This is a genomic window from Leifsonia sp. HAY1-4F, assembly GCF_056755275.1.
Window position 1 is genome coordinate 24,047 of the sequence record NZ_JBNDHX010000030.1, and the last position, 10,591, is coordinate 34,637.

Sequence of the window (10,591 nt, forward strand, 5' to 3'; positions counted from 1 at the left end):
TCAGAGCATCCAGAGAGGGGTCACGCCATGAGCGACGCCAAGGAGCACTGGCTGGAAACTCCGTCGGGCGAGCCGATCGACACCGACGCGATCGCGGAGGGCGGCGGCGACGAGGAGCCCTACGACGCCGACGGCCTCGTCGAGCCGGAGCACGACGAGTTCGACCCGATGCAGGACGACAGCGGCAACTGATCCCCGTCCTCTCTTGTCCCCCGCTCGTGTACCCCGGTAGGGTCGAGGTCAGACAGGCCGCACAAGGGGAGGGGTGCAGCGTGACGACCTTCGAATCACCCATCGGGAACGCACCGAAACCGGGCCAGGACGTGCACCTGGTGCGCTGGATCCGCTCGGCTGACGGATGGACCAGCGAGACCCTGCTGTGCACCTACCGGGGCTGCACGCCGGACCAGTGGCTGGTGGATTCGCACGGCGAGCAGGTGGCGCTCGCCCGCGACGAGTGGTCCCAGTTCGCTTTCTAGCGCCGAGGTGGATGCGCGGCTGCGCATCCAGGAACATCCCGGGCCTCAGAGCCGCCTCAGAGCCCCGCCTGGCCTGCCAGCACCTCGACGGCCACCCGCCAGTCCCGCGCGGGGATGCCCTCGCCCACGTCCTCGTCGCCGGGAAGCCGCGCGACGAAGGCAGGCCACAGCTCGCCCGTGGTGTGCACCTCCTCGATGAGCCCGAGGTACTCGCCCCCGTAATACACCTCCCACGCGGCCGTCGCAGTCGGGCTGTACATGAGCGTCAACGGCAGGGACCCATAGGTGTAGACGGCGTGCTGGTGGGCGAGCTCCTTCTCCGTCATGACCGCAGAATAGGCGCGATCCCGGGCGCGCGGAAGGGCGCTCGGGACGGCCGGAACCGCGTCACGCGACGACCTGGTCGTCGTCCTCCGCCTGGTCGTGGGTCGCCGCCACCGCGAGTGCGATCACGTCGCGCATCCTGCCCCGTCGCTGGTACGCCGCACGCTGTCGCCCCGCCCCTCCCCCGGTCGCGTGGATGCGCGCAAGACCCGTGCGGACGAGCATCAGGTCGCCGTTCGACTCGAGGGCCGCGGACGTGTGCGCGAGCAGCGCATCCACAGCCTCGACGGCGGAGCCCTCGCGCCAGGTGACGGGATGCGGGAGCGAGCCGGCCACTCCGGTGAGGGCGGCCTGCCATTCGGCGAGGCGCAGCGCAGCGGAGGGCACGGGGGCAGGCACCACGCCCGCGTGCCACTCCGCCACGGCCGTGTCCACGAGCCCACGGACGAGAGCCGCGATGACGACCGCGTCCCGAGCGTCGAGGCACACATCGGCGACGCGTACCTCGACCGTCGGCTGCTTGTGCGACACGCGCGCGTCGAGGTACAGCATCCCGGTGTCGAGGATGACGCCCGTGTCGACGAGGAAGCGCTCGAAACGGTCGTACGCCTCCACCGAGCCGAACACGTCGGTCGGGCCCGCACTCTGCCATTGGTGCCATGCCGCGAAGCGGTAGCTCGCGTGGCCGGTGTCCGCTCCCCCGAAGAACGGCGAGTTCGCGCTCAGGGCGAGCAGCGTCGGGAGCCACGTGCGGATGCGGTCCAGCACGGCGACGCCCTCCTCGCGGGACTCGATGCCGACGTGGACGTGGTAGCCGCACACCAGCGTCCCCCGGGCGGTGAGCCCGTACCGTTCGACCATCTTGGCGTAGCGCGGGTCCTCGGTCACGTGGGGACGCAGCCGCATCGGCGACATCGCCACGGCGATCGCCCGGGCGCCGTGGCGCCGCGACAGCCCATCCGCCAGTTCGCGGCCGCCGACGATGTCGAGGAGGAGATCGCTCGCGGTGAGGAAGGGACGCGTCTGGGTCTCGATCATCTCCTGCTGGAACTCGGCACTCACCGACGGCCCGCCGACGACCGTCGGCGCGTCGGCGAGGAGCGACGGCGCGACTGCCGCCGCCATGCCGCGCGCGTCCACCAGGAGGAGCTCCTCCTCCACTCCGAACGTCCTCACCACTCCACTATCGGCGACCGATCACGCTCGGACAATACCCGTTTGCCGTGAAGACGCTGCCGACGGAATGGGATCGTTCCCACGCACGTCTGTTGCGGCGCAGGCGTGCCATTCCTGTGATTCTCGTCATATACCATTTGCCGGACGCCGGATCGTGCCCTATAACTGACCGAGCGACGCAACAAATCGTCGTTACCTGATGGGCGCGACACGAGGAGCCGGCATGTGGGATACGAAGGCGCGGATCCCGTTCGAGCCGTCGTTGCTGACCGAGCGCAGCACCCCGGTCGAGCGCGCGCGACTGCTGTCGCTCATCGTTCAGCGGCCGGGCATCGCCGTCGAGGAGCTGCACGGGATGCGGATCCCCGGACTCTTCGCCGCCCTGCGGTCACTCCATCATGCGAGCCTCATCCGGACCGATCCGGCGCAGCCGCGCTTCTTCGAGCGGGCGACGCGGATCTACCCCTCCGCCTGAGCCCCTCCCGCCGTCCGCTCGCCCGACGGCGAGCGTGGGCGACTACCGGCCGAGTGCTTGCTCCACATCGGCGAGCAGGTCGTCCACGTCCTCGATGCCGACCGAGAGCCGGACGACGTCGTCCGGCACTTCGAGAGCCGTCCCACGCACCGAGGCGTGGGTCATCTCCGAGGGATAGCCGATCAGCGACTCCACGCCGCCGAGCGATTCGGCCAGCTGGAAGACCCGGGTCGATTCCGCGAACCTGCGCGCCGCCGCCGAACCGCCCGAGACCGCCACGGAGAGCATCCCGCCGAAGCCACTCATCTGACGTGCGGCCAGGTCGTGGCCCGGGTGGTCCGGCAGGCCGGGGTAGTACACCGCGTCGATGCCGTCGTGGCCGACCAGGGCCTCCGCGATCGCCTGCGCGTTCGCGCTGTGCCGGCGCAGGCGGACGTCGAGCGTCTTGATCCCGCGCACCGTGAGCCACGCATCCATCGGGGACGACACCGCGCCCGCCGCGAACTGGAGGAACTTGGCCTTCTCGGCGAGCTCCTCCTCGGCGAAGACGAGCGCTCCGCCGATCACGTCGGAGTGACCCCCGAGGTACTTCGTGGTCGAATGCACCACGACATCCGCTCCGAACGACAGCGGCTGCTGCAACGCGGGGGAGGCGAAGGTGTTGTCCACGACGACGATCGCGCCGGCGGCGTGGCCGAGCTCCGCCAGGGCCGCGATGTCGCTGATCTTCATGAGCGGGTTGCTGGGGGTCTCGATCCACAGCATCCGTGTGCCGTCGCTCGCCAGCGCACCGCGCACGGCGTCCAGGTCGGCGAGGTCGACGGAGGTGTTGCGGATGCCCCAGTCGCCGTGGATGCGCTCGATCAGCCGGTGGGTCCCGCCGTAGGCGTCGTTGCCGAGCACGATGTGATCGCCGGGGCGCAGCGCGGCACGCAGCAGCGCATCCTCGGCAGCGAGCCCGGACGCGAAGGAGAGGGCACGGACGCCGCCCTCCAGCGACGCGAGCAGCGTCTCGAGCGACGTCCGCGTCGGGTTGCCCGAGCGGCCGTACTCGTAGCCGCCGCGGAGGCCCCCTATGCCGTCCTGCACGAAGGTCGACGTCTGGTAGATGGGCGGGATGATCGCGCCCGTGGTCGGGTCGAACTCCTGACCATCGTGAATGGCGCGTGTGGCGAAGCCGTGTGTCATTGTCGTCCTTCTCCGAAGGTTTCGTTCAGTCGCTGAAGTAGTTGAGGAGATCCTGCCGGGTGAGCACCGCGACGGGCTTGCCGCCGTCCGTCACCAGCAAGGCACTCGTGGTGGCCAGGGCAGCGCGGGCCGCGGTCACGGACTCGTTGACTCCGATGAGCGGAAGCGGTTCGCCCAGGTGCTGGCCCACGCTGTCGCTCATCTCGGCGTGCCCGCTGAACACCGCATCCACCAGCGACCGCTCGTCGAGCGCGCCGGCGACCTCGCCCATGACGACCGGCGGCTCCGCCGTCAGCACCACGAGCTGGGACACGCCGTACGTGTTCATAGTCTGGATGGCGTCGCGCACGGTCTCGGCCGGGTGCGTGTGCACCAGGTCCGGCAGCGCGCCCTTCTTCTTCGCGATGACGTCGTGCACCGTGGACTCGTCCGGCACCTCGCTGAATCCGTAGGACTGCATCCACCGGTCGTTGAAGATCTTCGCCAGGTAGCCGCGGCCGCCATCCGGGAGGATGACGACGACGATGTCGTCCGGACCGAGATCCTTCGCCGCCCGCAGCGCCGCGGCGACCGCCATGCCGCTGGAGCCTCCCACGAGGATGCCCTCCTCGCGAGCGAGACGCCTCGTCATCCGGAACGCGTCGGCGTCGCTCACGGCGATCACCTCGTCCACGACGGTCGGGTCGTAGGCGCCCGGCCAGAAGTCCTCGCCGACGCCCTCGACCAGGTACGGACGACCGGTTCCGCCGGAGTACACGGACCCCTCCGGGTCGGCCCCGACGATGCGGACGCGACCCTCGGAGACCTCCTTGAGGTACCGTCCGGTGCCGGTGATCGTGCCGCCCGTGCCGACGCCGGCGACGAGGTGCGTGATCCGCCCGTCGGTGTCACGCCAGATCTCCGGACCCGTCGTCTCGTAGTGGCTGCGGGGGCCGTTCGGGTTGAAGTACTGGTTGGGCTTGAACGCCCCGGGGATCTCGGCGGCCAGCCGGTCCGAGACCGAGTAATAGGAGTCGGGATGCTCGGGCGGCACCGACGTCGGCGTCACCACCACCTCCGCTCCGTAGGCGGTGAGGACGTTGATCTTGTCCTCCCCCACCTTGTCGGGGAGGACGAACACGCACCGGTAGCCGCGCTGCTGCGCGACCAGGGCGAGTCCGACTCCGGTGTTGCCGCTCGTCGGTTCCACGATGGTGCCGCCGGGCTTCAACAGCCCGTCCTGCTCCGCAGCGTCGATGATGCGGGAGGCGATGCGGTCCTTCGACGAACCTCCGGGGTTCAGGTACTCGAGTTTGACGAGAACCGTCGCCGCGATCCCGTCGGTCAGCCTGTTGAGCTTCACGAGCGGGGTGTCGCCGACCAAGTCGATGATGGTCTGTGCGTACTTCACCCGTCCCACGGTAACAGCGACCGCGCCTCGGGACGACCGTGTGACCGGGCCCTACAATCGCCTCATGCCCGTGTCCGACCTGTCGCCCGTCGCACAGGACTACCTGAAGATCATCTGGTCGGCGACGGAATGGTCGGACCGTCCGGTCACGGTGAAGCAGCTCGCCGAGCGGATGGGCGTCCGCGCGGCGACCGTCTCAGACGGCATCCGCCGCCTGGCCGAGCAGGGCCTCGTCGCGCACGAGCGGTACGGCGGGGTGGAGCTGACCGAGGCGGGGCGCGCTCACGCGGTCGCCATGGTGCGCAGGCACCGCCTGATCGAGACGTTCCTCGTCGAGGAGCTCGGCTACGGCTGGGACGAGGTGCACGACGAGGCCGAGGTTCTGGAGCACGCGGTCTCCGACCAGCTCGTCGAGCGGATGGACCGGCGCCTCGGGTTCCCGGCGCGCGATCCGCACGGCGACCCCATCCCGACGGCGGACGGCACGCCGCGCCGGCCGGATGCCGTGCCGCTCCTCGGCGCGCCGCCCGGAGTCGCGGTGGTCGTGGTGCGCATCTCGGATTCCGACCCGGCCGTGCTGCGCTACCTCGCCGAGCGCGGAATCGGCCTCGACGCCGTGCTGCAGGTGGATGCGCGCGGCACGCCCGGCGACGACGTCACCGTGCGCCTCGGCGACCGGTCCGTCACGCTCCCTCCGTCCGCCGCCTCGGCCGTCTGGGTCGCCTCCCGCCCCTGAGCCGCTCCCGCCCCACCATCGAGTCCACGAAGACTGCACGCTTCGACGGCGTGTTGCGTGCAGTCTTCGTGGACTCGATGGTGGGGCTCGGGTCAGGGGGAGGCGAGCGTGAGGATGACGAGGGCGAGGTTGAGGGCGACGACGAGCGCGGCGACGCATCCACCGAGGATGCGCACCCACAGACGGTCGGTAGCATCGCCCATCACGGAGCGCGAGCCGGTGAGACGCAGCAACGGGATCATGGCGAACGGGATGCCCAGGCTCAGGAACACCTGCGACAGCACCAGCGCCCAGGTCGGGTCGACGCCGAGCGCGAGGACGATGACCGCCGGGATGAGCGTCACGACCCGCCGGGTGAGCAGCGGCACGCGCAGCTTCAGCAGCCCGCCCATGATCGCGGCTCCTGCGTAGCTGCCGACGGAGGCCGAGGCCATACCGGAGGCGAGGAGCCCGACCGCGAAGACGATGCCGACCGCCGGCCCGAGCTCCGCGGCGATCGCGTTGTGCGCTCCCTCGATGGTGTCCGTCCCGGCGACGCCGCGGAGCGACGACGCGGCCACGAGGAGCATGGCGATGTTGACGGCACCGGCGATGACCAGGGCGAGCACCACATCCACCCGGGTGGCGCGGAGCAGCGTGCGGAGGCGGCCCGCATCGCCCGCCACCCCGTGCCGGTCGCGCGCCAGGGCCGAGTGCAGATAGATCGCATGCGGCATCACGGTGGCGCCCAGCATGCTCGTCGCGAGCAGCACCGTCGGGACGCCGTCGAAGCGCGGGACCACTCCCGCCGCGGCTGCGCGCCAGTCGACCGGGCTGACGAACAGCCCGGCCAGGAAACCCACCGCGATGACCGCCAGCAGGCCGAGGATCACCGCCTCGAACGGGCGCTGACCGCCGCGTGACTGGATGGCGAGGATGCCGATCGCGACGATCCCGACGATGACCCCGCCGGCCGGCAGCGGGAGGCCGAACAGCAGGTTGAGCGCGATCGCGCCGCCGATCACCTCGGCGATGTCGGTCGCCGCGGCCACCAGCTCCGCCTGCACCCAGTACGCGCGGCGGGCGCCTGTTCCGAGCCGCTCCCCGAGCAGTTCGGGGAGGCTGCGCCCGGTGACGATCCCGAGCTTCGCCGACTGGTACTGCACGAACACGGCGATGGCGTTGGCGGCGACGAGAACCCAGACCAGCAGGTAGCCGTAGCGCGCCCCGGCCGTCAGATTCGCTGCGACGTTGCCCGGGTCGACGTAGGCGATGGCCGCGACGAAGGCCGGCCCGAGGAGCAGCACCAGCCGTGTCGGCGCGCGCCGGACGGTGCGCTGATCGACATCGACGCTCATACGCCCTCCCGCACCGAAAGTTAGCCCAGTCTAACTCTCACCCTCCCGAATGCGGGAGACCACGACACGAGCAGGATCACTCCTCGAGCAGGGCGCTCTCGGTCTGCTCGCGGTACAGCCGCGAGTACACCCCGCCGGCGTCGAGCAGCTCGCGATGCGTGCCCCGCTCCACCACCTGCCCGTGGTCGATCACGAAGATGACGTCGGCCGAGACGATCGTCGAGAGCCTGTGAGCGATCGCGATGGTGGTGCGCCCACTGGAGGCGGTGTCCAGCGCCTGCTGCACGACCCGCTCCGAGATCGTGTCGAGGGCGCTCGTCGCCTCGTCGAGGATGAGCACCTCCGGATCCTTCAGCAGCACCCGGGCGATCGCGATCCGCTGCTTCTCGCCGCCGGAGAGCCGGTAGCCGCGCTCCCCCACGATGGTCTCGTATCCGTCCGGGAAGCTGACGATCGTCTCGTGGATGTTCGCCCGCTTGGCCGCATCCTCCAGCTGCTGCTGGGTCGCGTCGGGGCGCGCGTACCGGAGGTTCTCGGCGATGGACGCGTGGAACAGGTACGTCTCCTGGCTGACCACGCCGATGTGCGAGACGAGCGATTCCTGCTGCAGGTCGCGCAGGTCCGCGTCGCCGAACCGGATGCGGCCGCTCGTGACGTCGTAGAACCGCGGGATGAGGTAGGAGACGGTCGTCTTCCCGGCGCCGCTGGGGCCGACGAACGCCGCGAACTCGCCGGCCCGGATGTCGAACGAGACGTCGTCCAGCGTGTTGCGCTCCCCCGGCCGGGCGTCGGGATACCGGAAGACGACATGGTCGAACTCGATGCGCCCGAGGTGCCGGGACGGATCGACCGGCACGGCGTCCGGCCGGTCCGCGATGGCGGGACGCAGGTCGAGGTACTCGAAGATCCGGGCGAACAGGGCGCTGGAGGTCTGCAGGTCCAGCGACACGCGCATGAGGGCGAGCAGCGGGAAGAGCAGCCGCGCCTGCACCGTCGTGAACGCGACGATGGTGCCGGCCGAGATGTCGTTCGCGCCGCCGAGGATGAGCCAGCCCGAGATCAGGTACACGATCGCCGGAATGGAGGACAGGAAGATGTTCACCATCGCGAAGAACCACTGCCCGCTCATCGCCTGCGAGACCTGCAGGCGGATCTGGTTGTCGTTCTCGTCGGAGTACCGCTCGACCTCCGCAGCCTGACGGTTGAAGCTCTTCGAGAGCAGGATGCCCGAGACGCTCAGCGTCTCCTGCGTGATCGCGGTCATGTCCGACAGCGACTCCTGGGTCTTCGTCGCGATGCGGGCACGCACCTGCCCGACGCGGCGCTGCGCGATGACGAGGATGGGCATCAGCACGACCGCGACGATCGTCAGCTGCCAGTTCAGCAGCAGCATCGCCACCAGGGCGGCGATCACCGTGACGGTGTTGCCCAGGATGCTGGACATCGTGTTGGTGAGGACGTTCGCGACACCGCCCACGTCGTTCTGCAGCCGCGACTGGATGATGCCGGTCTTGGTGCGCGTGAAGAAGCTGAGCTCCATCGACTGCAGATGCGAGAACAGTCGCACCCGGAGCGCCCCCATGACCTTGTTGCCGACCGACGCGGTCAGGTAGGTCTGCCAGACGCCGAGGAGGGCTGAGGCGAGGAACACCACGAGCATCAGCACCACGATCTCGAGGAGCACCGGGAGGTCGGGCCTGCCGTTGCGCCCGAACAGCCCGTCGTCGAAGGCGCGCTGCGTCAGCAGCGGCGGGACCACGGTCAGCGCCGCACCCGCGAGCACCAGCACCATGGTGACGACGATGGCCATCCGGTGGGGTGCGAAGAGCTCCAGGATGCGCCCGAAGAGGTTCGGGATCCGCGGCGCCTCGGCGTTCAACGCGCGCTGAGCGGCCCGGTCTCCTCCGCTGATACGCCCGCGTCCGCCGCCGCCGCCACTGGCCGCCGCCATGCCGCGCATCCCACTCATGGACTCAGCGTAGCCCTCGCTCAGGGGTCGACCGACGTGACGCAACCGTGATGCAAGCGCTTGACGTAAACGCTTGCAGAACGCGAGAGCCTGGGGGTACGGTGACCAGCGGGCGCACATCTGCGTCCGCACCAAGAGCTCAACGAGGAGTGAAATGAAAGCAGCACGTCTCTCCGTGATCGCCGGTGTGGCCCTCGTCGGTCTTACGCTGGCCGGATGTACCGGTGGCGGTGGATCGGGAAGTGGAAGCGGCGGCGGCGACGCCGGCGCCAACACCGACAGCAAGGGTCCGATCACCTACGTGCAGGGCAAGGACAACTCGAATGTGGTCCGACCCCTCATCGCGAAGTGGAATGCAGCCCACCCCAACGAGAAGGTCACCTTCAAGGAGCAGACCGACCAGGCCGACCAGCAGCACGACGACCTGGTGCAGCACTTCCAGGCGAAGGACCCGAACTACGACGTCGTGGACGTGGACGTGGTGTGGACCGGTGAGTTCGCCGCCAAGGGCTGGCTCCAGCCGCTGACCGGAACGTTCAAGATGGACAACTCCGCTCTGCTCGCTCCGACGGTCAAGTCGGGCACGTACAACGGCACGCAGTACGCAGCGCCGCAGACCTCGGACGGTGGCATCCTGTACTACCGCAAGGATCTGGTCCCGACCCCGCCGAAGACGTGGGACGAGATGCTGAAGGACTGCGACATCGCCAAGGCGAAGGGCATCGGCTGCTACGCCGGTCAGTTCGCCCAGTACGAGGGCCTGACGGTGAACGTCGCCGAGGCGATCAACACCAACGGCGGCACGATCGTCGGCTCCGACGGCAAGAAGGTCACCGTCGACAGCAGCGAGGCGAAGACGGGTCTGTCCCGGCTGGTCGACGGCTTCAAGAACGGGCAGATCCCGAAGGAGGCCATCACCTACCAGGAGGAGCAGGGCCGGCAGTCGTTCGAGGCCGGCAAGCTGATGTTCCTGCGCAACTGGCCGTACGTGTACAACCTGGCCAAGACGGATGGCTCGTCGGTCGTGAAGGACACGTTCGGGATCGCACCGCTGCCGGGCATCAGCGCGGACAAGCCGGGCGTCTCCAGCCTGGGCGGTCACAACGCGGCGATCAGCGTGTACTCCAAGCACAAGGCGACGGCGTTCGCGTTCCTGAAGTTCCTGCAGACCGAGGAGACGCAGAAGTTCTTCGTGACGCAGGGCTCGCTCGCACCGGTCGTCAGCTCGCTGTACGACGACGCTTCGCTGAACAGCAAGCTGCCGTACCTGAGCACGCTGAAGACGTCGATCGAGAACGCGGTCCCGCGTCCGGTCTCGCCCTTCTACCCGGCCATCACCAAGGCCGTGCAGGACAACGCCTACGCAGCGCTCAAGGGTGACAAGACGGTCGACCAGGCCCTGAAGGACATGGCGTCGGCGATCAGCACCGCCAGCGCCGGTTGATCGCGGCCTGAATCCCGGTAGCCGGGCGGCGGGAACCTGTCTCTTATACACATCTGACGCTGCCGACGACGGA

Annotated in this window: 11 protein-coding genes; 5 read left to right on the top strand and 6 right to left on the bottom strand. The window is 69.3% G+C overall.

The genetic code is table 11. From position 1 onward, the window contains the following. The first annotated feature begins 27 nt into the window (after nucleotides 1-27). Complete coding sequence (locus ACPYOG_RS08190; protein WP_481293740.1) at nucleotides 28-192, top strand: hypothetical protein; 165 nt, start codon at nucleotides 28-30, stop codon at nucleotides 190-192. A gap of 80 nt (nucleotides 193-272) precedes the next feature. After that, a complete protein-coding gene (locus ACPYOG_RS08195) occupies nucleotides 273-479 on the top strand; it encodes a hypothetical protein (protein WP_481293741.1) in 207 nt (68 codons plus the stop codon). A gap of 56 nt (nucleotides 480-535) precedes the next feature. Here the strand turns inward: ACPYOG_RS08195 and ACPYOG_RS08200 are convergent, their stop codons facing one another. Further along, a complete protein-coding gene (locus ACPYOG_RS08200) occupies nucleotides 536-805 on the bottom strand; it encodes a hypothetical protein (RefSeq protein ID WP_090038747.1) in 270 nt (89 codons plus the stop codon). A gap of 61 nt (nucleotides 806-866) precedes the next feature. Next, a complete protein-coding gene (locus tag ACPYOG_RS08205) occupies nucleotides 867-1,979 on the bottom strand; it encodes a glutamate--cysteine ligase (protein WP_481293742.1) in 1,113 nt (370 codons plus the stop codon). Between the two features lie 223 nt (nucleotides 1,980-2,202). Between ACPYOG_RS08205 and ACPYOG_RS08210 the strand changes: the two genes are divergently transcribed. Continuing rightward, nucleotides 2,203-2,454, top strand: a complete 252-nt coding sequence (locus tag ACPYOG_RS08210; RefSeq protein ID WP_481293743.1) for a hypothetical protein — start codon at nucleotides 2,203-2,205, stop codon at nucleotides 2,452-2,454. 42 nt (nucleotides 2,455-2,496) lie between these two features. Here ACPYOG_RS08210 and ACPYOG_RS08215 read toward each other — a convergent pair whose 3' ends face one another. Next, nucleotides 2,497-3,642 (bottom strand): cystathionine gamma-synthase, encoded by a 1,146-nt coding sequence (locus tag ACPYOG_RS08215; RefSeq protein ID WP_481293744.1) that lies wholly within the window; start codon nucleotides 3,640-3,642, stop codon nucleotides 2,497-2,499. A 25-nt stretch (nucleotides 3,643-3,667) separates the two neighbouring features. Next, nucleotides 3,668-5,032 carry a cystathionine beta-synthase gene (locus ACPYOG_RS08220; protein ID WP_481293745.1) on the bottom strand — a complete coding sequence of 455 codons (1,365 nt, stop codon included), beginning with the start codon at nucleotides 5,030-5,032 and terminating at the stop codon, nucleotides 3,668-3,670. Nucleotides 5,033-5,096: 64 nt separating this feature from the next. Between ACPYOG_RS08220 and ACPYOG_RS08225 the strand changes: the two genes are divergently transcribed. Further along, on the top strand, nucleotides 5,097-5,768 hold the full coding sequence (locus ACPYOG_RS08225) for a metal-dependent transcriptional regulator (RefSeq protein ID WP_481293746.1): 672 nt from the start codon (nucleotides 5,097-5,099) through the stop codon (nucleotides 5,766-5,768). A gap of 92 nt (nucleotides 5,769-5,860) precedes the next feature. On the opposite strand, the gene ACPYOG_RS08230 is transcribed toward ACPYOG_RS08225, so the two are convergent. Both ACPYOG_RS08230 and ACPYOG_RS08235 read right to left on the bottom strand, forming a co-directional pair. Further along, the gene (locus ACPYOG_RS08230; protein ID WP_481293747.1) at nucleotides 5,861-7,105 is read right to left on the bottom strand and encodes an Nramp family divalent metal transporter; all 1,245 of its coding nucleotides are present in this window, start codon (nucleotides 7,103-7,105) and stop codon (nucleotides 5,861-5,863) included. Between the two features lie 76 nt (nucleotides 7,106-7,181). Then, entirely contained in the window at nucleotides 7,182-9,074 is a 1,893-nt protein-coding gene (locus ACPYOG_RS08235) for an ABC transporter ATP-binding protein (protein WP_481293748.1), read from the bottom strand. 154 nt (nucleotides 9,075-9,228) lie between these two features. On the opposite strand from ACPYOG_RS08235, the gene ACPYOG_RS08240 reads away from it, so the two are divergent. Further along, nucleotides 9,229-10,518 (top strand): ABC transporter substrate-binding protein, encoded by a 1,290-nt coding sequence (locus ACPYOG_RS08240; RefSeq protein WP_481293749.1) that lies wholly within the window; start codon nucleotides 9,229-9,231, stop codon nucleotides 10,516-10,518. Nucleotides 10,519-10,591: the final 73 nt, after the last annotated feature.